The following is a 25,180-nucleotide window of genomic DNA, read 5'->3' on the forward strand; positions in this document are numbered from 1 at the left end:
TTGCAAGCCTAATCCACCGCAGATGAAAAGGTGCTTTTCATCTTTAACTTGTGGATTACCATCGCTTAGAAATTCTATATTGGGATTGTTAAGTTCTCTACTAAGTATATCGTCCTATTACTAGTTCATCTTAACTAGTTGGGCACACTTTCCCAATCCTTCAAAAATCTTTCAATGCCTGCATCTGTGAGTGGATGCAGCAAGGCTTTTTTAATAACATCATAAGGTATGGTTGCTATATGTGCACCGGCTTTTGCCGCCTGCATAATATGAAGAGGACCTCTGATGCTTGCCGCTATGATTTCTGTATCTAAACCATGAATGTCAAATATCTGTACAATATCTTCAATGAGTATCATCCCATCTTGTGATATATCATCCACCCGTCCCACAAAAGGACTGACATAAGTTGCACCAGCTCTGGCCGCCAAAAGTGCTTGGTTCGCTGAAAATATAAGCGTTACATTGGTTTTAATGTTTTCTTTGGAGAATTGACTGACGGCTTTTAAACCTTCTAAAGTAATCGGAACTTTGATTACAATATTAGGATGTATTTTTGCCAGTTCTCGACCTTCTTCTATCATACCTTCCGCCTTTAGGCTGATGACCTCTGCACTAATAGGTCCATCTACGATCGTCACAATCTCATGAACCACATCTGTAAATTTTTTACCTTCTCTGGCAATCAATGACGGATTTGTTGTCACACCTGATAAAATACCTAAAGCATTCGCTTCTCTTATTTCATCTACATTTGCTGTATCTATAAAAATCTTCATATTACACCTCTGACTCTCTTTGAATGAATGGTTTGTATATTTTTGTCATCTTAACTATCTTTAATTATAAACATGCTTTCAAAGTTTTTCAACCATTATTACTGACTTTAATGGCGTTAAATATTGGAAGATCCGGATTGTCTAACATTAAGTCCAAAAGTTCAAGCACTTTTTTCAGAAAAATACGTACGGTTATAGCGTTTACGCCCACTATCTTAGAAGCCTCAAGCTTAGCAAGATTGGCTATATGCATTGCATTCACCATATAGTCATAAGCATATCTTTTTGAATGTAATGCCACCAACTTATTCGCCAACTTTTCATAATCTTCTTGTCTTAAGGCCTGAATTTGCAGTATCGGTTGTCTGACATTGGTAATACTTAAAGGACTTTCCATGCTACTACCTATTCTTTGATAAAGCGCCATGTAACTTCTCAGACCCTTTTCTTCATCTTCAAAAAAATCATCTGTCCCAGCAAATACAAAACCGGCATGATCCAAAAATCCAGCACCGGCAGAGTCCATCAGTTGTCTTATATTGGCATATGCCTTAAGTCTGGTATCCACCCTTTGTTGCATAATGAGCTCAGCTTCATCAAATGTAATAATCAAGCCTTTATATCCCAGCAAATGAATCATCTTAACAAAACCACTCAGTATATCGAGGGCATTATCTCCATCAACAGAACCTTTGACATTCAACTTACGTTTAAGTTGATAAGCCATATTTTTATCACCTTTTATCCAAGCTGCAGCAATGGTTGATAATTCATAGTCTCTGCCAATCAAAGCCCTTATATAGATTAACAGCACACTCGAAAAAGAGCTGTTGTAATCACTTAAAGCCTTAATAACACTGTAAATGTTCTGTGAAGCTTTTCTTGCATCCCCACTGGATTTAAGGCCTTCTAACCATTTCTCAAATATCATTTCAAAATTGGTACTGGTTTCTTCATCTGTTCTAATCAAAAGATGGTTCATGATGTTACCATAAACACCGTCCAGCTTTGAGAATCCAAAACCACTATGGATCGGTACATTCGCTACAATAAAACCTTGGTCTAGAGCTTTTTCTGTCAGATATTTCATCATAAAAGTTTTTCCGGATCCATAAGCACCTCGAATAAACTTAACTCTACCTTCACCTTGCTCTACACTAGACATGAAATTATCTAGCTCATGCTTCTCTTGATCTCTTCCCACTATGAAATTGTCAATACTTGTTCCGGGTATAACACCCATTCGAAGCGCATTTAAAACCTGATCAACTTCTTTCATAACGTCTCCTACTCCTCATACATTTTTCCTCGATCTATGAACCCAATTACTTCCCCAAGTTTTTTTATGATACTTTGACCATTGGTCAATTCAACTAGGGTAAGACGCAAATTATTTTCGTTGGTTGTGTATAATTCGTAGTGAATCTCATCTTCATAATGAATATCCTTTACAACAATCCCTTCTTTTTGAATGTAATAATCCAACTTACCTGCAAATGTATAAGGTACCGTTATTTTCAATAGATTATATGTATCTTTTTTTATTGTGGTTACTTGGTCAAGTGCTGATTGTAAGGTTTTTGTGTATGCTCTAACAAGACCACCTGTCCCAAGCTTTACACCACCGAAATATCGGGTAACCACTGCCACTATATTCACCAATTCCCTCGTTCTTAATAGATCTAACATAGGCATTCCGGCTGTTTGGGAAGGTTCACCATCATCACTATATTTTTCAATCATCTGTGTCCCATTAATTCTATAGGCATAGCAATTATGATTGGCATCTCTGTGTTGCTTACTAATTCTTGCTATTATACTTTTTGCCTCTTCTTCCGATGTTGCAGGTATAATACATCCGATAAACCTAGATTTATGCTCCACCAATTCCATCGTTGCTTCTTGTCTAATGGTTTCATATACTTTCAACATTTATAAATCCTCAAAATGATATTTGCCTTTACTATAGTATTCTATGATTTTACACTGGTTCATGTTTGTATCAATTTCTTTACGAGTACAAATATTTGGGTATGTTTTATCATTAATAGCACAGGCAATACCACTTGCCAGTTTTACCATGCGCTCAAACTCGTATTTTCTTTTTATACCCATAACCACACCGCCGGCTATGGCTTCTTTGACCCAATCTGTATCCTTTGTAGCCATGCCCTCAAGCTTCCCTTTACATATTTTATTACGAGACACGCCTACAACACCTTCATCGGTAGGGTAAAAGGCGTAATGGATTTTTTGTGTAATTAGGAATAAGTGTAATTGTTTAATACGATGTTCTTCGTCGCCATATATGCCAAGCGCTTCCATCTGTCCATCATCTACAACCCATGCATAGGGTTTTTTAGCCACGAAATTCTCAACATCATTACCTTCAACTGAAAGTACCACTCTTTTACCTTCTTTTTTTACTAAATCCATGGTATCAATCATAATGGACATAGCCATAGCATCTAATGTATCTCCATTGAGCAATAGGATGTCTGTATCCTTCAACTGTCCAATGAGTTTATGTTTAAAGTTTTTTGCATCATTTTGAGTCAGTTGATGAGAATGGTCAATGAATCTTGTATCCGGTTGTCCTTCCATCCTTAATAGAAAGATAGACTCCATCTCTTTATCTTTTAGAACAAAGTTTGATTTAATTCGATTTTTATCCAGAAAGTTTTTGATATAACGGCCACCAATTCCTCCGGCAAATCCCATAACATAAGGGTCACCTTGTAAAAGACGCATGATATAAGCCGAATAAACACTGCTTCGTCCAATCATCAATTGATAGTCTAAAACATTATGTTCCTCACCAACAACCAGTTGGTCAACCGTTATTCTTTTTTCTATACCGGGATTTAGTGCTATGGTAATAATCATATATCCTCCTACCGATTTTTAAACAACCGGCTCATTTTTCCAACAATTCCTACATATTATATTCATTATACGTTAGGTGTCCCTTCATATCAAGCATTAGCACTAAAAGTTATAAGAACAAAGTACTATCTGATGTAAAATAATAAAAAAAGGATATCTAAGATTTGACTTAGATATCCTTTTGATTATTTTGCTTATTCATTTACTGAAAACTAGACTCTAAATAGTAAGTCACTATAAGTTGGGTATGGCCAGTAATCTTCTGCAACGATAACTTCTAGTTCATCACATGGCTTTCTTAGATCCACCATTTTTTCAAACACATTGAATTTGAAAGCAAAAGCTTCTTCCTCAATATCTTCAATCAAATGAGTTTTTTCTACTTCTTCCTCAAGTGCCACTAATTTTTCTTGTGCTTCAACTAAAAGTTCGGATACTTTTATTAGTAGATTTTCCTGAACACTAACCATCGCACTAGGTACCGCTGCTTTTATAGCATTGATGGAGTCTGCTAAACTGGTTGCAAATTCTATAACAGAAGGCATGATTTCCTTCTTAGCCATCTCAATCATTGTAAGGGCTTCAATATTAATGGTTTTTATATACTCTTCAAACATGATTTCTTGACGTGCTGCTATCTCACCTTTGAAAAATACACCATGTCTTAAGAATAGATCTACATATTCCGGATCATCAAATACTTTGATTGCCTCTACTGCTGTCTTAATATTCGGTAGCTCACGTCTTTCTGCTTCTTCTAACCAATCTTCTGAGTATCCGTCACCATTAAAAATAATTCTACTATGTGCTTTTATTAATCGCTCAATAATTGTCTTTAGAGTAGCATTGAAATCTTCTGCAACTTCTAATTCGTCAGCAATATCTTTTAATACTTCCGCAACAATAGTATTGAGAACAATGTTTGGCCCAGATACAGATGCTGAAGATCCTACCATTCTAAATTCGAACTTATTACCTGTGAATGCAAATGGTGATGTTCTGTTTCTATCTGTTACGTCCTTTGCAAATTTAGGTAATGTTGTTACACCAAGATCCATTGCACTGGCTTTTGTTGAAGAAGTTAATGCACCTTCTTTTATTTGTTCGATAATTGCATTTAATTGCTCACCCAGGAAGATAGATATAACTGCCGGAGGCGCTTCATTTGCTCCTAATCTATGATCATTACCAGGTGATGCTGCTGACAGTCTTAAAAGAGGTGCATATTTATCCACAGCAGCAATGGTTGCAACAAGGAAAGTTAAGAACTGAGCATTTTCATGAGGGGTATCACCTGGTTCAAGTAAGTTTGCGTTTTCAGTACTAATTGACCAGTTGTTATGTTTACCTGATCCATTAACGCCTGCAAAAGGCTTTTCATGTAGTAAACAAGCCAAGTCATGTCTGTTGGCCACTTTTATGAGTGTATCCATAACCAACTGATTGTGATCCGTAGCGATATTGGTCGTAGAATAGATTGGTGCCATTTCATGTTGAGCAGGAGCCACTTCATTATGTTTTGTTTTAGATGATATGCCAAGTTTCCATAACTCTAAATCAAATTCTTTCATGAATTCTGATACCCGTTCTTTAATACTACCAAAATAATGGTCATCCAGTTCTTGTCCCTTAGGTGGCATTGCACCAAACAATGTTCTCCCTGAAAAAATCAGGTCTTTTCTAAGTTGGAATAACTTCTTGTCAACCAAGAAATACTCTTGTTCCGGACCAACCGTTGATGTCACTTTATTGGTTTCAGTATCACCAAATAGTCTAAGGATTCTTACGGCTTGCTCTGATACAGCTTGCATGGATCTAAGAAGAGGTGTTTTCTTATCCAAGGCTTCACCAGTATATGAACAAAACGCCGTTGGAATACATAATGTGTCATCTTTTAAAAATGCAGGAGATGTTGCATCCCAAGCGGTATAACCTCTGGCTTCAAAGGTAGCTCTTAATCCTCCATTAGGAAATGATGAAGCATCCGGCTCGCCTTGAATCAATTGTTTCCCACTAAATTCCATAATAACCTTACCGTCACCTGTTGGCTCGATAAATGAATCATGCTTTTCTGCAGTTTTTCCAGTCATAGGTTGAAACCAGTGTGTATAATGGGTTGCACCTTTTTCCACTGCCCAATCCTTCATGGCATTAGCGACAACCTCCGCCACTTCCGGAGCTAGCTCTTGACCAAGGATCATTGTTTTTTTCAATGCTTTAAAGGTATCCTTTGGTAATCTTTCCTTCATAACTGACTCACTAAATACATTCGTTCCAAATAATTGCGTTACATTTTCCATCCTATTATTCCTCCTTTGAAATCTCTTTTCATCATCTTAAATATGAAAAAGACGTACTCAATAAACTTGAGAACGCCTTTGCTCTTAAGAAATAACCTATATTGTGTATTGTGAAAACTTAATCATAGCTCATTTATGATTATACTATATCATAGGCCTTCAATAAATGCAAGATTAAAAACCTCATAAATTATAATTCGGAATATTCTGACATTTTAATCCTGTGATTAATTTGAAAGTTTCCTTAAACTTCATACATCAGTATAATGGCTTCTGCGATTTTTATTTTGGATATGCCCTTGTCCATACTTTGTTTTTGGATACGTCGATGGGCTTCTTCTTCTGTCAAGTTCATATTCTCCATCAATAACTGTTTGGCTTTCTCGATTATAGCATCCGTATTTGTTTTTGTTTTTAGATGGTCCAGTTGCTTTTCTAGCATTTCAATACTTTTTGAAGTCTTAACCAACAAATCAACTGTTCCCATAAGCATCTGTTTGCTACAAGGCTTGGTTAAAGGTACAAATGTTGGTTCTTGACTTAAGTTGATGAAATGTTCCATTTCTCCATGACTTATTAAAGCGATAACCGGACAAAGTCTTTCACCAATAATAATCTCCGATAGTTCATGACCATTCATACCCTTTAGTTTATAGTCCACAATAGCCAAGTCAGGATAAACTGTATGCACTTTTCTCAATAAGTCATGTCCACTTGTTGCTTCACCAATGACACTCAAACCGTTTTCCAATAAGAACAGACTCAGTTGCTTTATGATTTTTTCATTTGACGACCCTATTATCACCCGAGTACTCATTGCATTCATCCTCTATTACCTGTGCCATATAGATATTAGAAAATACTTTTCGTCATACCCTAATATCTTGATGTGTACGTATCAACTTCCCAAGCATGTACTTGTTTTTGATAAGCATCCCATTCAAAGCCTTTGGCCTTAATATAACTGTCATAGACATTACCAAGGGCCTCTTTTATAACTGGGTCCTTTGATAATTCGATAATTGCTTCCTTCAAATCACTGGGTAGTGTATCTTCTGACAATATATTGGATATAGCTCTAAGTTGATCTGAATTCATCATTTCAGGTGGCATAATTTTATTATTGATACCATCAAGTCCAGCTTTAAGAATAACTGACAACCCTAAGTAGGGATTACATGACGGATCTGGGCTCCTTAATTCCAGTAAGGCTTCTTCGCCTCTTACTGTAGGGATTCTAACCAAAGGACTAAGATTGGATGTTGACCAACCTATATGTACCGGCGCTTCAAAACCAGGCACCAAACGCTTGTACGAGTTAACTGTAGGATTGGTTATAGCTGTTATGGCTTTTGAATGGGCAAGTAGACCACCCAGAAAATAATACGCTGTTTGGGATAATTTTAATGGATCTTGCGCATCATAAAAAATATTTTTACCATTTTGATCCTTGAGCTTCATATTAATATGCATACCTGATCCGTTAATATGACTCAATGGTTTTGGCATAAAAGTGGCATGTAAACCGTGCTTTTGAGCAACAACCTTGACCACTAACTTGAAGGTGACGATTTGATCGGCCATCGTGATAGCATCTGCCGACTCAAAGTCAATCTCATGTTGACCGGGTGCATCTTCATGATGACTTGCACGGATTTTGAAACCCATTTCCTCTAAGGTCAAAACCATATCTCTTCGAACATTCTCTCCCAAATCCATAGGCCCTAGATCAAAATAGCCTGCCTTATCATGGGTGATGGTTGTCGGATCACCATTTTCATCTGTTTGAAACAAAAAGAATTCAAATTCCGGTCTTACGTCAAAAGCATACCCCATAGTTTCCGCCTCGGCAATCGCATGCTTGAGTACACCTCTTGGATCATCGCCATAGGGTTCTCCTGTTGTTTTATAAATATCACAGATTAGTCTGGCCACTTTACTTTGATGGGTTCTCCAAGGAAAGCTTACAAATGTGTCCAAGTCCGGAATCAAATACATGTCTGATTCTTCCATCCTGACAAAACCGGATATGGATGAGCCGTCGAACATAATCTCTCCATTCAATGCTTTATCAAGTTGATCCACTGTGATTGCAACATTTTTTAATGCGCCTAAAATATCTACAAATTGTAAACGAATAAACTTAATATCTTCATCAGCTACTATTCTTTGGATGTCCGCTTTAGTATACTTTTTACCTTCCACCAGATACCGCCTCCTAGGTTTTAATTTGATTAGAAAAAGGCGCATCTATTGTGTTCTCCACTATAGAAACGCCTTTGTTTCATATTTATTATAAATTAATATTTTCTGTTAATCAATCTAATGTTAACGGTCAAAAAATAAATTTCAAATCAGATAAACGTCTTTCTATTTCATGCATGACTTTTTGTTCTTCAAATTCGTCTACCGCCAAGAAAGTAACAGAGAATCGTACAAAGTTTCCAGCATCATCCCATGGTACGGTCGAAATTGATTTTTCTTTGATTAAATACTGAGAAAAATCTTCTGCATTTTTGAACTTGGGTCCATTTTTAACGCCTTTTGGAATGGGTACATATAAATAGAAAGATCCTTTTGGTTTTGTTGCCTTAAGTCCAATCTTATTTAAAGTAGCAACCAACATATCATGTCTTCTTGAGTACTTTGCACATGTGTACTCCGTTATGCTTGGGTTCTCAAGTGCCGTTATTCCGGCTTTTTGAATCGCTTTGAACTGACCTGAATCGTTGTTATCCTTAACAGTTGCAAATGCATTAACCGCTTTGGCATTTCCTACTACAAAAGCCATACGCCATCCTGTCATATTAAAAGCTTTGGACAAAGAATGTATCTCAATACCTACTTTTTTAGCTCCAGGCACACTCAAAAAACTTAAAGGCTTATTGCCGTCAAACATCAAAGCACCATAGGCTAGATCTGATACAACTAGTACATTGTTACTTTTTGCAAACTCTACCACTTTTTTGTAAAAAGCTTTGGTTGCTGTAGCCCCAGTTGGGTTATTCGGGTAATTGAGATATAAAAGTTTAGCTTTCTTCAATATATCTTTTGGAATTGCATCCAAATCCGGTAGAAATTTGTTTTCTGCTAACAATGGCATATTATAAACATCGCCACCAAGCCACTTACTCATGGTACCCATTACCGGGTAACCGGGCACTGTCATGAGGGCAATATCCCCTGGATTTATGAAGGCTTGAGCTACCATTGCAAGTGCAGGCTTAGAACCAATGGAATGGTTCACTTCTAAAGAAGCGTCAATTTTTACACCATAGATATCTGCCATATACTTTGATGCTGCTTCTTTAAATTCAGATATACCATTATCAGCGTAATCTCGATTTTCCCATTTTTGAGCTTCTTCTATCAACCTTTCAACAACTCTATAATCAGCCATTGCATCCGGTTCTCCTACACCCATGTCAATAATCTCAACATCGGGTCTTTCAGCCATCGCGGCCTTCTTAGCCCTCTTGATTTTTTCAAACTTATAAATTACCGTACTTTTTCCAAATTGATTACCACCAATTCTTTCTGCAATTAAGTTTTGTACAAATTGTTCTGCCATTATTTTCCTCCTTATAACTCACTAAGTTAATAAAATGTGACGACTTACCAAACGCCTTCAAAAACCGTTACAGCAGGTCCCGACATGAAAACATGATTGGTTGCTTCATCCCATTCGATGATTAATTGCCCACCGATTAAGTCAACAGCAGCTTTTCTATTTGTTTTTCCATTCAAAACTGCTGCAACTAAAGTTGCACATGCTCCAGTTCCACAAGCCAATGTTTCTCCTGATCCTCGTTCCCATACGCGCATTTCGATGTTGTCTTCATCTTTAATCCTTGCAAACTCAACATTGATTTTCTGTGGAAATTTTTCATGAACTTCCAGCTTTGGACCAAGTTCATGAACGTGACTGTCTGTTATTTCATCTACAAATGCCACCGCATGAGGATTACCCATAGATACACAGGTCAAAGCATATGCTTGATGGTCCACAACCACCAATTCACCTATAACGGGCTCTAAAGTACTTACAACGGGTATTTTTCCTGGGGCTAGTATCGGTTCACCCATATCAACTTTTGCATAGGTTACACGATCTTTTTCCACTGTTAATTCTAGTTTTTTCATGCCCGCTAATGTTTCAACGGTTATTACTTTAGATTCTGTCATCTTGTTGTCATATACGTATTTTCCTACGCACCTAATCGCGTTTCCGCACATCTCCGCTTCTGAACCGTCTGCGTTAAACATACGCATTCTAAAATCTGAGGTATCCGAAGGTAGAATTAAAACAATACCATCTGATCCCACACCAAAATGCCGATCACTCATCTTAATGGCTAGCGATTCCGGATCACTAACATTTTCAATAAATCCATTAATATAAACATAGTCATTGCCACAACCATGCATCTTTGTAAATTTCATTTTATCACCTCTTGATTTAGTGGTACTAATTAAAACTACTATTTTACCAGTATACAATAAAAATTATGATTATGCAACATCGTTCACACAGCTTCATTATAAACGATTGTACCAAAAGGGTTTCCTTTATACAATACTATTTTAATAGAGAATCCTATATCTTATTATGTGTCAAAGACCCGAATTTCTCTATTTTAAGTTACATGGAAAAACACTTACCAAATGGAGTGACTTCCTAATTTATATGTGATATACAAATCAAACGTATTTACTCGGTTCTTCCCTAGTAAGAAAATAATTTAAATTTACTATTGTTTTTTGCAATAAAACATATCGTTAGGTGGTCGCTAAGGTGCAAATATTGCATCAAATACCAATTTCTTTGAATATTTTCGAAGCAATTACCTTGACAATTATGAGTTAAACGTTATAATTATAAACACAGACAATGGAGTCTAATGGTTCTATCAACTTGTTCTTTCATATTTTTCTGATGGTATAGAAGATGATTAGGAAGAACAGGATATAGCGTCATATTAAGATTCTTTTTTTGTACACAAATATTAGGAGGGCATTTAAATGAAAATTTCTAACAAAATCTTCGCATTACTACTAACGTTATTGCTTATTGTTGGCATGACAGCTTGTTCAGGCGACAATAAAGAAACAACGGACACAACAACGGATACAGCGACAGAAACGAGTGCCGAACCAAAGATTCTTAAGGTTCAAGTGGATGTTGAAGTTGCATCCATGGATCCACAAATAGCTACAGATGGTACCTCTTTTGAAGTTATGGGTACTATGGTTGAAGGACTTTACTCTGTTGATGCAGCTGGAACTCCAATACTAGCTATGGCAGAGCGTGTTGATAAAAGTGAAGATGGTCTTACTTATACTTTTACTTTAAGAGACGCAAAGTGGTCCAATGGCACACCCGTTACCGCTAATGACTTTGTATTTGCTTGGAAACGACTTGTCGATCCAGCAACTGCAAGTGAATATTCCTTCATTGCTGATATTGCTGGTTTTAAAAATGCTTCAGCAATCATTGCCGGCGAAAAAGGTGTTGACGAACTTGGTGTAACTGCAAAAGATGACAAAACCTTAGTGGTTGAGTTGGCCTTCCCAGTATCCTACTTCGAGTCATTAATGTCATTTAATTCATTCTTCCCAGTAAACGAAGCGTTCTTTACTGAAAAAGGTGATTTATTTGGTACCTCACCTGATACATTATTAGCAAATGGACCTTTCAAAATGTCTTCTTACGAACCAGCTGCTACAACTATTGAATTAGTTAAGAACCCTGATTATTGGGATGCTGATGCAATCAACATTGACGGAATTCAATACCAAGTTATCAAAGAAGCACAACAGACTATGCTTGCTTATCAAAATGGTGATTTAGATATCGCAACCCTTGCTGGTGAACAAGTTGAACAATTCAAGGCAGACCCTGAGTTCAACAATGTCGTGGCTGGTTACTTATGGTATATTTCTCCTAACCTAACCGTTCCTGGCCTTGAGAATGTAAATCTTCGTAAAGCAATTGCCTTATCTTATGATAAATCAGCTATTGCTAACAACATTCTAAAAGACGGTTCAATCGTTGCCAACTTCGCAGTGCCTACTTTACTTGCGACTGGACCTGATGGAAAAGATTACCGTGAAACTGCTGGTACTTATTACGAAACTGATAAGGCAAAAGCTAAAGAATTTTTTGAAATGGCAAAAACAGAATTATCTCAAGATACTTTCGCCTATACTTTGATTGTTGAAGATACCGAATCCGCTCAAAACGTGGCTCAGTTTATTCAATCAGAAGTACAAACCAATCTTCCTGGAGTAACCATTACGATTGAAACAATGCCTAAGAAAAACCGCGTTGAAAGAATGCAAAGTGGTGAGTTTGAACTAGGCTTAACCAGATGGGGGCCCGATTATGCTGATCCTATGACTTACCTTGATATGTGGACAACAGGAAGCCCAAATAACTATGGTTTCTGGTCAAACCCTGAATACGATGCTATCATTCAGTCCGCAAAAGACGGTGAACTATCTCTTGACTTAGTAGCACGTTGGGAAGCACTAAAAGACGCTGAAGCTATAGTAATGGACGAAGCAGTTATTCTTCCCGTCTACCAAAAAGGTAATGCTGTCATGATTAAAAGTGCTGTTGATGGTGTTGAATTCCACTCAGTTGGCATTAACCGAATCTACAAAAACGTTACAAAAAACTAATCTATACTTATAGGTGCATCGTAAATTAATTATGATAACAGTGGTTAGATCATAACCACTGTTAATCTTTTGTTTAAGGAGTTATGCTCATGAAGAAGTACTTGTTAAAAAGAATTGTTATCTCTTTCGTCACCTTGTTAGCAATTTTGTTAATCCTTTTTTTGATGTTAGAGTTCATGCCAGGTTCTCCATTTAATGATGAAAAACTAACTGAAGCACAAATTGCATTGTTGAATGCAAAATATGGATTAGATCAACCTATTTTTATTAGATTTTTTAATTATGTGAAGAATATGTTGACTGGGGATTTTGGTGTGTCTTACACCATATCCAAAAATACACCTATCTCTACCCTCTTATTGTCACGACTTCCTATATCCTTAAAAATAGGTGGCCAAGCTGTACTTCTAGGTACTATCATTGGCTTAGTATTAGGCATCATCGCTGCTCTAAAGCATAATACCATTTGGGATACCTTGACAACGGTTATTTCAGTTATCGGTGTCAGTTTACCTTCTTATGTTTTTGCATTAGCGCTTGCATATTTTTTAGGTTACAAATTACAAATGTTTCCTTTACTCTATTCTAGTAAAGCGCCTTTTGAGTCTTCGATCTTACCTACAATTTCCCTATGCATGTTCACCATAGCTTCTATCGCCAGATTCACACGGACAGAGATGATCGAGGTCATGGGTTCTGATTATATACAGTTAGCTGAGAGCAAAGGTATCAGTGGTGTCCATTTGATTCTAAGACATCAGCTTAGAAATGCCCTTATTCCTATTATTACTGTTCTCGCACCACTCATTGTGGGGCTAATGACAGGAAGCCTTGTTATTGAAAAGATTTTTTCAATTCCTGGTATTGGTAGCCTTTTAGTTACTGCCATTCAATCCAATGATTATAATGTCATCATCGCATTGGCTTTTATCTACAGTGCTATGTATATTGGAATTATGTTGATTGTCGATATCTTATACGGCATTATCGACCCACGTATACGTCTAGCAAAGGAGGTAAGTCATGAATAATGATTTAACGCGAGAAACATTCATTTTTGAAAAAAATGATTTTGAATTTATTGGTGAAGAAAATATTTCTCAGATAGATGAAACTTATGCCAGTCAATCCTATTGGAAAGATGTTGCTATGAGATTTATTAAAAATAAAGGCGCTGTCTTTGGTCTCATATGTATCATCATCATCATTATGATGTCCATTATCGGTCTTGACTTGAACGATAACGATTTTGATACTCAGATTATTACCCATCAAAATCTGCCACCTCGTGTACCTCTTATTGAAAAGTTCGGCATCCTAGATGGAAGTGAAAAACTCAACACCTCAACTGGCGTCTTGGATCAAAATAAATATATTGCCACTGACGGTAGTACTACTGGTTTGGAAGATACCTACTATTGGTTTGGTACAGATGTTTTAGGGCGGGATATTTTCACCCGAACTTGGATGGGAACACGGATTTCCTTATATATCTCTTTGGTTGCTGTACTCATTGATATGCTCTTTGGTCTTAGTTATGGCCTCATCTCTGGTTACTATGGTGGGAAAATCGACAATGCCATGCAACGCTTTGCAGAAATCCTCAATGGAATTCCAAACCTTGTCGTCGTAACCTTATTAATCATTGTCCTTAGGCCTGGTCTTGTTACCATAACCTTCTCTCTTATGATTACTGGGTGGATCGGTATGAGTCGAATTGCCAGAGCCCAGATGTTAAAGCTTAAAGAACAAGAATTTGTGTTAGCATCTAGAACCCTTGGGGCTAAGAACTTCTTCATTATTTTCCGTGAGATTCTACCTAATATCTTTGGACAAATCATCACGACCACTATGTTTTCAATTCCAAATGCCATATTTACAGAGGCATTTTTAGCTTTCATAGGTTTAGGGGTTCCAGCTCCAATGGCTTCACTAGGCTTACTCATCAGTGATGCTTTCAAGTCATTTACCACGCACCCCTACATGATTATTCCACCTATTGTTGTTCTAGGCTTACTTATGTTAAGTTTTAATATGTTAGCGGACGGTATCCGAGATGCTTTTGACCCTAAAATGAAAGAAATGTAAGGAGGTATTAGAATGAAATCAGAAAAAATCTTATCTATTCGAGATTTATCCATATCTTTTAAAACCTCTTTAGGATCCGTTGATGCCATTAGAGGTGTCGAACTTGATTTACATAAAGGGGAAACCTTAGCTGTTGTTGGCGAAAGTGGTAGTGGTAAATCTGTCACCATGAAAGCGGTTATGGGTATACTAAGCGGTAACGGTGTCATTAATTCTGGTACCATAGATTTTACGTATCATCGTGATGAAGAAAAAATCGACGTGGACATACTGAAGTTATCGAAAAAACATATGCGGCGACATATTAATGGTAAACATATCGCAATGATATTCCAAGATCCCATGACATCCCTAAACCCTACCATGAATATTGGTGCTCAGATTATGGAAGGCATGATATGGCACAAGCGAGCTAATAAAAAAGAGGCACACAAAAGAGCTATAGAACTGTTAGAACTCGTTGGTATTAATGATGCATCTAAGCGAATGAAGAATTATCCACATCAACTATCCGGAGGTATGCGCCAAAGAGTTGTTATCGCTATCGCTCTTGCCTGTAATCCTGACCTTCTCATATGTGATGAACCAACAACCGCCCTTGATGTTACCATACAAGCTAAAATTCTTGAATTAATCAAAGACATTCAGAAGAAAATGAATATATCGGTTATTTATATCACTCATGACCTTGGCGTTGTAGCAAAAGTCGCTGATTACGTTGCTGTAATGTATGCTGGTAAGATTGTTGAAAAAGGTACGGTTGAAGAAATCTTTTATGAACCAAAACACCCTTATACATGGGGACTGTTATCAGCAATGCCTGACCTTGATACAACCGATGATCAACTCTATACGATTCCTGGATCACCCCCAAATCTTAGTCACAATGTTGAAGGTGATGCCTTTGCAGTTCGAAATATTTATGCCTTACAAATCGATCATAGGCTAGAACCACCTATGTTCCAAGTGTCTGATACACATTTTGCAGCAACATGGTTGTTACATGATGAATCACCAAAAGTAGACATGCCTAAAGAATTAACTGAGCGGATTCAGCGTATGCTAAAGGAGGCTAAATAATATGGAACAAAACAAGCCTTTATTACAAGTCCATGGACTTAAACAATTTTTTAGAATTAATCGGAATTATACTGTCAAAGCTGTCAACGGTGTTTCCTTTAAAATCTATCCTGGGGAAACCTATGGTCTAGTTGGTGAGTCCGGAAGCGGTAAATCAACTATTGGAAGGTCCATCATTCGTCTTTATGACCCAACAGCTGGAAAGATTGAGTTTGATGAAATCGATATGTCTGGCAAACTATCTGACCAAGACTTAAAACATCTACGTACCAATATGCAAATGATATTTCAAGACCCTATGGCAAGTCTAAATCCTCGAAAAAAGGTTATGGAGATTATTGCCCAAGGTTTGGATATTCATAAGCTCTATACGACAAAAGCGGAACGTGAAGAGAAAGTCTACAAAATCCTTGAAAAAGTAGGCCTATCAAAAGAGCATGCTAATCGATACCCACATCAATTTTCAGGTGGGCAGCGACAACGTATCGGAATTGCTAGAGCATTAATTATGAACCCAAAATTAATCATAGCTGATGAAGCCATAAGCGCTCTTGATGTATCTATTCAAGCCCAAGTCGTTAACTTGATGAAGGCGATTCAAAAGGAAACGAACATTGCTTTTTTATTCATTGCTCATGATTTATCAATGGTTAAGTACATTTCTGATCGAATTGGTGTCTTACACAATGGGTATTTATTGGAAAGCGGTACAAAAGAAGAAGTCTTCTCTAACCCACTTCACCCTTACACCAAGTCCTTGTTATCAGCTATTCCACACCCAAATCCCAATGTGGAGAAGGCAAGAATATCAGAGACCTATGATTATGAAACTAGCGGAATAGATTATGGTCAAGGATCAGAACAGCATATAAGTGGAACCCATTATGTTCATGGCACTGTTGAAGATATTAAAAAATGGTCTGAATAATCCTAAAAAAAAATTCAAAATCCTATATTTGAATTCAGCCCATATATATACAGACGCTTCATTATAAGAATCTTCTTTTGATCATTCATGAATCAAACGCCTCTACTATATGTAGATTTTTAATAATATTAAATTTCTGATAAATCAAGAAAAGACTCTTCCGCTCTACCCCTTAGTTTGGTATAATGTCAGAGTGTAAAGGAGGCATCGTATATGAATTTTTCAAAGCATGCCAATCAAAAAAAAATACAGAGGCTCAATTCAAGATATACAAAAATCATGAAACTCATGGGTACATCTTCCGTTCGCGTACTTTTTTTCAGTTTACTACTTGTTGCTGTTTTAGGTATTTCCGGTGGTATTGGCGTGGCTAAGGCCATATTAGACGCTTCACCGGAACTGGATTTTGATTCTCTTGTACCTGTTGGATATACTTCCTTCGTCCGCAATCAAGATGGTGTTATCTTACAAGAGCTATCTACCGGTGATGCAAATCGTATCTATGTTGAAATTGATGAGATTCCAAAACATGTACAAGATGCTTTTATTGTCATAGAGGATGAACGTTTTTATGAGCATAACGGTATCGACATGCGTGGTATTTTTAGAGCCATATTCGTCAATCTAAAATCCGGCGACTTAAGTGAAGGTGCCAGTACAATCACTCAGCAAGTTATCAAAAACAATGTTTTATCTTCCGAAAAAAGTTTTGAACGTAAAATTCAGGAACAGTATCTTGCCATACAGGTCGAGAAAACCTTAAGCAAGGATAAAATCTTGGAACTGTACTTAAATACAGCCGGACTTGGCAGAGGTACCAATGGCGTACAAGCTGCAGCAGGACGTTATTTCAATAAAGATGTATCTGAACTGACAATAGCAGAAGCTGCCGTCATTGCCGGCATTACCCAACGTCCAACCGATTATGATCCAGTGACAAATCCCGAAAATAATCGTAATCGACAACTAATTATTCTACAGTATCTTTTGGATCAGGGTAAAATCTCTAATGCCGCTTATCTGGAAGCTAAAGCAGAAAATGTATATGATAAAATTCAGATTACCAATCAAGAATTTGAAACAAAATCTGACTATTCTTATTTTGTTGACGAAGTGATTCGTCGTGTTGCATCCGACCTAGAAGTACAAAAAGGTTATACTGCAACTCAAGCCATTAACCTCATCTATCGAGGTGGTCTTGACATTTACATCACCCAAGATACCAGTTTGCAAAATATATTGGACCAATCCTTTGCTGATGAAAATAATTTTCCCACCGTTCAAGATGACTATAATGTAAAGCTTATGTATACTGCTTCTGTTCAAACAGATGAAGGTGTCATTCACCATTATGAAGAAAAGTTGCTTCAATCTGATGAGGAAGCCCTTGAGCACATTGAGTTCTTAAAAAGTGAATGGATCGGTGAAACAGATCGACTCATCTCCGATAATGCTTTATTTATACCTCAGCCTCAGGCCGCCATGGTTGTCATAGATTATCATACGGGTCAAGTTAAAGCAATCACTGGAGGCCGTGGTCAAAAAATAGGTAACCAAGTCCTAAACCGTGCCACCATGAGCAAGCGACAACCCGGTTCCACTTTCAAAATATTAGCGGCTTATCTACCCGCACTGGACACTATGGGTTTAACCTTGGCCAAAGTATACGATGACGTACCCTTAACCCTTCAAATACCTGGTGCAGGCTCTTATTCTCCGAAAAACTGGTATGACCACGCAGCCTATAACTATTGGGGCTTATCTACCATTCGAGAAGGTATCCAATGGTCTATGAACCTATTGGCCGTCAAAACCATGAATGATATTGGTATTCAAACCGGTTTCGATTATTTGAAAAACCTTGGTTTCACAACACTTGTTGAAAGAAGAGATGTTAATGGCACTATTTTCTCTGATAAAAATATTGTTTTACCCTTAGGTGGCTTAACCGATGGCGTAACACTACTTGAGCTAACGAATGCCTACGGGGCTATTGCTAATAACGGTGTTTATATCGAGCCATCCTTCTATACAAAGGTACTTGCACATGATGGCTCTTTGCTCCTATTAAAAGAGCCTTTCACTCAAACTGTTATGAAGGAAACAACGTCTTTCTTACTTACCAATGCTATGGAAGATGTGGTAAGAGCCGGTACCGGTACTGCTGTACGTTTTAACAATATGGCTATTGCTGGAAAAACTGGTACTACAAGTGATTCAAAAGACCTGGCATTTATCGGTTATACCCCTTATTATGTAGCAGGCGTTTGGTTAGGCCATGATGATCCTGAGAAAATGAGTCACAACCAACGTTATCATACACTCCTATGGCGGGATGTCATGTCCAAGATTCATGAAAATCTGGAAAATAAAAGCTTTCAGAGACCTGAAGGCATTGTACAAGCCACCATTTGTACAAAATCCGGTAAACTTGCCGTGAATGGTCTATGTACACATGACCCTCGAGGCTCTACAGCAAGAACTGAGTACTTTGCTGCCGGTACTGCACCAACAGAAGCATGTGATGTTCATGTAAAGATAACCGTATGTAAGGATTCTGGTCTTTTGCCAACCGTATATTGTCCCACTGACAGCTTGGTTCAACGCGTTTATACTGCTAGAACAGAACCTTTAGATCCAGCTTCATGGGATCCTGCAAGACCACCAAGGATTCGGGATTATGTCTATGAACTACCGAGTACAATAGAAAATGAATACTGTAACATCCACACACATATTGAGCCAATCCCTCAACCCTTACCTAACACCCTACCTTCTCTACCGTTAGAATAAAGAGTATTTAACCTCTAAAATAAACAAACAAAAAGAACCGGATTCGGTTCTTTTTGTTTGTAAAGCAATCCATTATTAATAATCTAATAGTCCTTCCATATCTAAGACTTCACCCTCATAATCAATAACAATACCAAGACAAAAATTTGAGTCATCATATTCAAGACTCCATGTCAACATATTAAAATCATAAACGTCATGATTCGGATCAATAATACTGGGTATTCCAATATCGGCTATCTTGTTGTCCACATCAAAAAGAGAGATCGCATTACCGGCAATAATGTTACATGTTTCTTTCATAACTTCACCTTTGGTTTCATTATATAAATCTTCAGTAATGTCATCAAGGGTATCGAAAGACATTATTGCCTTCGCGAGCCGTTTAATCAAAGCTTTGTTTGCCGAGAAATAAAATGCACCGGACTTTGGACCACTAAAAGGGATGATAACTGTTACATCAAAAATCTCAACACCTTTATTAATACCTGAAACGGACAAGGGCAGATTCAATACACTATTGGATTTTAGGTAGATTTTACAGGATTCCACATAAAGATCCAGTACAATCGGCAATGAGAAAAACTTAATGAATTTCGCTTGGTTCTTAGGCAATAATATTTTGACCGTGGTTCCAAAATCCATAAGGGAGCTAACCCTAATTTTCCCCCCAATTTTTTCAACTTCAGCTTTAACCGCTGCCATACCTACGCCTCTGCCACTTAAAGTTTCTGCATAACTTTTTGTACTAAAATTCGGTTCAAAGATGAGGTTTAGCATTTCTTCCTCACTCATTTTCTCTGCAATTTCTTCTGTGACTATTCCCTTACTAATCGCTTTATAATAAACCTCTCCTAAATCAATACCTCTACCATCATCTGATATTCTGATCTCAAAAAAATTACCCACATCATCAATGTTGCAACTAATTTCTCCAAAGGGTGTCTTTCCTGCCATAAGCCGTTCTTCTTCATTTTCTATACCATGTTCAATGCAATTATTAAAAACATGGACTAAGGATCTAAAAATATCCCGATAATAATTAACATCAACAAAAACTTCATCTCCTGATAATATCGCTACATTTACTGTTTTATCTTTAATACTTGCCGTTTTAGCACTTTCTCTTGCATAAAACATCAATACATCACCAATCGATTTATAGAACAGCTGATCCACAATGCTTAGAATTAAAGATGCTTCTTTATCATAAAAATATCGATGAACCGTCTGATAAACTTTCTTAAGGTTATTTTTATTGACCGATAGATAGAGTTCATCTTCGAAGAAAGAGCTACCTGTTATATCTGTTACTATTTCCAAGTCTTCATAAATAATATTTCTAAGCTTATTGCCCAGATTAAGGTCTACTTTATCCCCATTAATAAGTCGATCTTCTAAAGTATGTAAAAAAGGTACAATATGCAACAAGTTATACATCCCAAAATTCCCTTTGAATGTATGAACTTTGTTGATAATCTCCTCTGATTTATAAATGCCTTCATTAATATCTTTTGTAAAGTCAAGGAATTCATTCACAAGTTCCACAATATCATCACGATTGAGCATGGTGCTGACCACCATTTTCAGTTTATTTCTTTCTTCGGATAGGGTTAGCTCATAACGTTTTGCTTCTGTTATATCTGACATAACAACTATGAGTGCTGATATCTGATTCTTATCTTTTTCCATTTCGTAGGTCAAGCGGAAAAAGTGATTGCCTATTTCAAGCTCTTCAGGTAATAATTCAAAACACAAATCAGAAGGTATACTTCCTTTAAACAAATCTTCCAAAAGTTCCTTAATGAAACCTTCTTCCTCTCTTATACCAATTAACTCAGCTAAATCTTCCCCATTAATGTTTTTGCCAAAAATACTGTTACAAACTTGTGTCAAAACATCCTCAACGACACCACTTGGTCCAACCTTAAAAAAGCCTTCGCCCATGTTTTTATAAACATGTTCTTGTTGACTCTTTAAAGCTTGTGCTTCTTTCTTTTCATTTTTATAAATAATCGTTATTTCTTTAAGAATACTGTACGTTACTAAAAACCAAAACATACACAGTGGTACAATGCCAACAAGATTTCTCTCAAGAACCACTTCTGGATTAATTATAGAAGGGAGTTGCCTAATTACAATAGATAAAATAATAGTAGCAGCCACATTAATGCCAAACCTTTTCATTTTTAATGTATGATGGCTGTACATAAGTTGGATGATGGATAAAATGATGCTTCCGATTAATACCAGTATCAAATACTCTGCATACTTATTATAAGTATGAACATCTTTAATTAAAAATGTTACACCGATAACCGCCAATATTATAGAAGGTGCTACAAAATAACGCTTGGCCTTCGTATTAAAGAATTTAGTCGCCCCTATGATTGAAAATGCAGCAAGAAATATGTAAGTTCTATTTATTCTAAAAGCCATAGAATAATCCATGGAGTAATAATTATCCCCTATTAGTTCCATAGAATGAATGGATAAGAATATAACTGCAATACTTAGGCAAATATAAGATGAATATACAACTGAATCTCTAACACGTATGAGGGAAAAAGAAAGAAAGATTAATACTATTGATAATAATAGTGTTCCTAAGACCACAAAAGAAATTAACCAATACTCAAACATACTCCATTGTCTGTTTCTTATCATAGAAACATCATTTAAAATACTTAGATTTCCTTTAATACCTGTATTAATTATACTTCTTGTTTTAAAGGTTATCGTATTGTTTTCCTGAAGAAGATGTTGGTGCAGCGGAATGATATGTGTTTTCTTACCCACATCACTTCGTCCATGCATATAATCCCCTATGGAGGCAATATGCGTACCATTAAAATATACTTCAAATGCCTGTACCGTAAAATAACCAACACTCAAGAAAAGATGTTGGTTGCTCACTGAGGTTAACTCATCTTTAGTTATTTGAATCTTATACTCAATATATTCCGGATCTTTATGTGTCTTAGTATGGTGCATGCCATTACCAAAATCAGATTCGACCCTTGTCAAGGGTATCTCAAAAGTTGAGGCTTCTCCAATACCTATGTTTAGATTTGTATAGTTGAACGCTAGGATTGCAACCAACAAAACACACCCAAATAATAAAATATATGGCAAGTCCTTAGTAAGCTTCATTTTTTACATCTCCCATAGAACTTTTTCTACAACTTCCTTAAACCGTTCCACTTCAAAAGGCTTAATAATGAAATGTTTAGCGCCTTTTTCCAAAGCTCTTAGCACCATTTTCTTTTGGTTCAATGCACTTACCATGATGATATTGGCATTTGGATGCTTAGCAATAATCGCTTCTACCGCTTGAAGGCCATTCATATTTGGCATGGATATATCCATGGTCACTATATCTGGAAGCAAAGCATCAAACTTCCTTAAAGCCTCTTCACCATCTTGTGCCATGCCAGCGACTTCATAGTGAAGGCTTTCAATAATCTTAACCAATTTATTTCGCATTAAAATCGAGTCATCTACAATCAATACTCTAACCTTTAAATCCATTTTAAACGCCTCACTTTCTCATCTATACTTATAGGTATCCCCATCTTTCTATCCATAATATTTTATACATATGTAAGTTATGGTTGGAAGATATTATAATTATACACTTTGGCCTTTTGTTTGTCTACTGAACCTTCAATGAACCAGACCTTCCTCTACCGGAACCTTTACTTCCAATACATAATAAGCTATAATGTATTGGTTAAGGCGTCAAAACCATATCGTTGAACTTTCACATATACCAAATGTGCGTTTAGTGAAACTTAGTTTTGACCCTTTAACTATATAATGAATATTTCAATAAGTTTTATTGATGTATAAAGGCTTATTACACACAAGGAGTGAATACTATGTTGACAGCACAACTTACCAAACTTATGGAAGCATCTTTCTTAGCCTGTGGTTACGATCCAACGTATGGACAGGTCGTCACCTCAGCCAGACAGGACTTATGTCAATTTCAATGTAATGGCGCAATGAGTGCTGCAAAAGCTTATAAAAAGGCACCTTTTATTATTAGTGATGAAGTTATTAATCATCTTAAATCCACAGAACACTTCGAAAATATGTTCTCATTGGCTGAGACTGTAAAACCCGGTTTTATTAACTTATCCCTTTCTGATCAATACTTAGCGGACTATATTGAAAGTATTTCTGAGGATTCTAGAGTGGGCGTCGAAAAAGCTACAGACCCTGAAAAGATTGTTATTGACTATGGTGGACCTAATGTTGCAAAACCTTTGCATGTTGGGCATTTAAGACCTGCCATCATTGGAGAATCCATCAAACGTCTCTTTAAATTCTTGGGGCATGAAGTCATCGGTGATGTTCATCTTGGCGATTGGGGTTTGCAAATGGGTATGATAATTGTAGAGGTAAACCGACTTTACCCTGATTTACCCTACTTCGACCCTGAATATGAAGGCCCATACCCTACTGAACCACCCTTTAATTTTTCTGACCTTGAAGAAATCTACCCTATAGCCAGCAACCGTTGTAAAGAAGACCCTGATTATAATGAAAAAGCGAAGAAAGCAACCTTTGATTTACAAAATGGCCGCCCGGGCTATATCGCTTTATGGAAACATTTTGTAGATTTATCTGTAAAAGATATCCTAACCATTTACAACCGCTTAGACGTTCATTTTGATTTATGGTATGGAGAAAGTGACAGCAATGCGTATGTCCCTAAGATTATTAACACACTTAAGTCAAAAGGTGCTTTGTATGAGAGCGATGGGGCTATGGTTGTTGATGTCACCCGTCCTGAAGATAAGAAAGAAATTCCACCGATTATCATTTATAAGTCTGACGGTTCTATTCTTTATGGTACCACAGATCTTGCTACCATTGAGCAACGTGTCGAAGACTTTGACCCCGACTATATTCTCTATGTTGTTGACAGCCGACAAGCCAACCATTTTATTCAAGTTTTTAGATGTGCTTCCGACCATGGTATTGCACCCTCCAAAACTTCTTTGGAGCATATCGGTTTTGGAACTATGAATGGAAAAGACGGCAGACCCTTTAAAACCAGAGATGGCGGCATTCTAAAGCTTGCTGACTTTATTGATTCTATTGAGGCGAATGCCAAAGAAAAAATCAATGATAAAGAAGGCGTCGATATTGAAACAACGGCAAGAATTGTCGGTCTAGCAACCCTTAAGTATGCTGACCTCTCTAACTACCGTATGAAGGATTATGTTTTTGATTTGGACAAATTCTCTTCATTTGAAGGCAAGACCGGTCCTTATATCCTTTATACCTATGTTCGTATTAACAATATTATGAACAAACTTCGAGAAGAATTATTCCAGCCTAGTACGATTGTAACGCCATCCAGTGAAGTTGAGCGTCAGTTAATGTTAAAAATCGACAATCTGGAAATAGCACTTACCTTGGCTGCCAAAGACCGTGCTCCCAATATTATATGCGAGTATGTCTATGATTTAGCTACCTTGGCGAATGGTTTCTACCATGCGCATCATATTATTAATGAAAAAGATCCTATAAAGCGTGGTTCATGGATGAAACTGCTTCAGATTACACAAAAATGTTTACTTTTGTGTCTTGATCTACTTGGTATCCAAGTACCTGAGAAAATGTGATAC

The 25,180-nt window shown here is 36.9% G+C and carries 18 protein-coding genes; 7 read left to right on the forward strand and 11 right to left on the reverse strand.

Features of this window, described 5'->3' with window-relative positions; all coding sequences use genetic code 11:
- Positions 1-134: 134 nt before the first annotated feature.
- From fsa to dapF, 9 genes are all read right to left on the reverse strand, one after another.
- Positions 135-779 carry a fructose-6-phosphate aldolase gene (gene fsa, locus PATL70BA_RS03160; RefSeq protein ID WP_125136018.1) on the reverse strand — a complete coding sequence of 215 codons (645 nt, stop codon included), beginning with the start codon at positions 777-779 and terminating at the stop codon, positions 135-137.
- Positions 780-867: 88 nt separating this feature from the next.
- Positions 868-2,058, reverse strand: coding sequence for a BREX system ATP-binding domain-containing protein (locus PATL70BA_RS03165; RefSeq protein WP_125136019.1), 1,191 nt, complete (start codon positions 2,056-2,058; stop codon positions 868-870).
- An 8-nt stretch (positions 2,059-2,066) separates the two neighbouring features.
- On the reverse strand, positions 2,067-2,711 hold the full coding sequence (locus PATL70BA_RS03170) for a YigZ family protein (protein ID WP_125136020.1): 645 nt from the start codon (positions 2,709-2,711) through the stop codon (positions 2,067-2,069).
- Entirely contained in the window at positions 2,712-3,665 is a 954-nt protein-coding gene (locus PATL70BA_RS03175; RefSeq protein WP_125136021.1) for a 1-phosphofructokinase family hexose kinase, read from the reverse strand. It lies immediately after the preceding gene.
- 212 nt (positions 3,666-3,877) lie between these two features.
- Positions 3,878-5,965: a glutamine synthetase III family protein gene (locus PATL70BA_RS03180; RefSeq protein WP_125136022.1), complete on the reverse strand. Its 2,088-nt coding sequence runs from the start codon at positions 5,963-5,965 to the stop codon at positions 3,878-3,880.
- A 244-nt stretch (positions 5,966-6,209) separates the two neighbouring features.
- Positions 6,210-6,782: an ANTAR domain-containing response regulator gene (locus tag PATL70BA_RS03185; RefSeq protein WP_172596078.1), complete on the reverse strand. Its 573-nt coding sequence runs from the start codon at positions 6,780-6,782 to the stop codon at positions 6,210-6,212.
- 59 nt (positions 6,783-6,841) lie between these two features.
- On the reverse strand, positions 6,842-8,170 hold the full coding sequence (gene glnA, locus PATL70BA_RS03190; protein ID WP_330510198.1) for a type I glutamate--ammonia ligase: 1,329 nt from the start codon (positions 8,168-8,170) through the stop codon (positions 6,842-6,844).
- A gap of 130 nt (positions 8,171-8,300) precedes the next feature.
- Positions 8,301-9,536 carry an LL-diaminopimelate aminotransferase gene (locus tag PATL70BA_RS03195; protein ID WP_125136025.1) on the reverse strand — a complete coding sequence of 412 codons (1,236 nt, stop codon included), beginning with the start codon at positions 9,534-9,536 and terminating at the stop codon, positions 8,301-8,303.
- Positions 9,537-9,580: 44 nt separating this feature from the next.
- Positions 9,581-10,408, reverse strand: a complete 828-nt coding sequence (dapF, locus tag PATL70BA_RS03200) for a diaminopimelate epimerase (protein ID WP_125136026.1) — start codon at positions 10,406-10,408, stop codon at positions 9,581-9,583.
- A gap of 579 nt (positions 10,409-10,987) precedes the next feature.
- On the opposite strand from dapF, the gene PATL70BA_RS03205 reads away from it, so the two are divergent.
- The 6 genes from PATL70BA_RS03205 (at position 10,988) to PATL70BA_RS03230 (ending at position 19,538) form a co-directional block, all read left to right on the forward strand.
- Complete coding sequence (locus PATL70BA_RS03205) at positions 10,988-12,649, forward strand: peptide ABC transporter substrate-binding protein (protein ID WP_125136027.1); 1,662 nt, start codon at positions 10,988-10,990, stop codon at positions 12,647-12,649.
- 89 nt (positions 12,650-12,738) lie between these two features.
- Positions 12,739-13,680, forward strand: coding sequence for an ABC transporter permease (locus PATL70BA_RS03210; protein WP_125136028.1), 942 nt, complete (start codon positions 12,739-12,741; stop codon positions 13,678-13,680).
- A complete protein-coding gene (locus PATL70BA_RS03215) occupies positions 13,673-14,737 on the forward strand; it encodes an ABC transporter permease (protein WP_125136029.1) in 1,065 nt (354 codons plus the stop codon). Before PATL70BA_RS03210 ends, PATL70BA_RS03215 begins: the two co-directional genes overlap by 8 nt.
- 12 nt (positions 14,738-14,749) lie before the next feature.
- Positions 14,750-15,817 carry an ABC transporter ATP-binding protein gene (locus PATL70BA_RS03220; RefSeq protein ID WP_125136030.1) on the forward strand — a complete coding sequence of 356 codons (1,068 nt, stop codon included), beginning with the start codon at positions 14,750-14,752 and terminating at the stop codon, positions 15,815-15,817.
- A gap of 1 nt (position 15,818) precedes the next feature.
- Positions 15,819-16,745, forward strand: coding sequence for an ABC transporter ATP-binding protein (locus tag PATL70BA_RS03225; protein WP_125136031.1), 927 nt, complete (start codon positions 15,819-15,821; stop codon positions 16,743-16,745).
- A gap of 213 nt (positions 16,746-16,958) precedes the next feature.
- Complete coding sequence (locus PATL70BA_RS03230) at positions 16,959-19,538, forward strand: transglycosylase domain-containing protein (RefSeq protein WP_125136032.1); 2,580 nt, start codon at positions 16,959-16,961, stop codon at positions 19,536-19,538.
- A 75-nt stretch (positions 19,539-19,613) separates the two neighbouring features.
- On the opposite strand, the gene PATL70BA_RS03235 is transcribed toward PATL70BA_RS03230, so the two are convergent.
- Both PATL70BA_RS03235 and PATL70BA_RS03240 read right to left on the reverse strand, forming a co-directional pair.
- The gene (locus PATL70BA_RS03235; protein WP_125136033.1) at positions 19,614-22,691 is read right to left on the reverse strand and encodes an ATP-binding protein; all 3,078 of its coding nucleotides are present in this window, start codon (positions 22,689-22,691) and stop codon (positions 19,614-19,616) included.
- A 3-nt stretch (positions 22,692-22,694) separates the two neighbouring features.
- Positions 22,695-23,069 (reverse strand): response regulator, encoded by a 375-nt coding sequence (locus PATL70BA_RS03240; RefSeq protein WP_125136034.1) that lies wholly within the window; start codon positions 23,067-23,069, stop codon positions 22,695-22,697.
- A gap of 350 nt (positions 23,070-23,419) precedes the next feature.
- On the opposite strand from PATL70BA_RS03240, the gene argS reads away from it, so the two are divergent.
- The gene (argS, locus tag PATL70BA_RS03245) at positions 23,420-25,177 is read left to right on the forward strand and encodes an arginine--tRNA ligase (RefSeq protein WP_125136035.1); all 1,758 of its coding nucleotides are present in this window, start codon (positions 23,420-23,422) and stop codon (positions 25,175-25,177) included.
- Positions 25,178-25,180: the final 3 nt, after the last annotated feature.

The organism is Petrocella atlantisensis (genome assembly GCF_900538275.1).
GTDB lineage: Bacteria > Bacillota > Clostridia > Lachnospirales > Vallitaleaceae > Petrocella > Petrocella atlantisensis.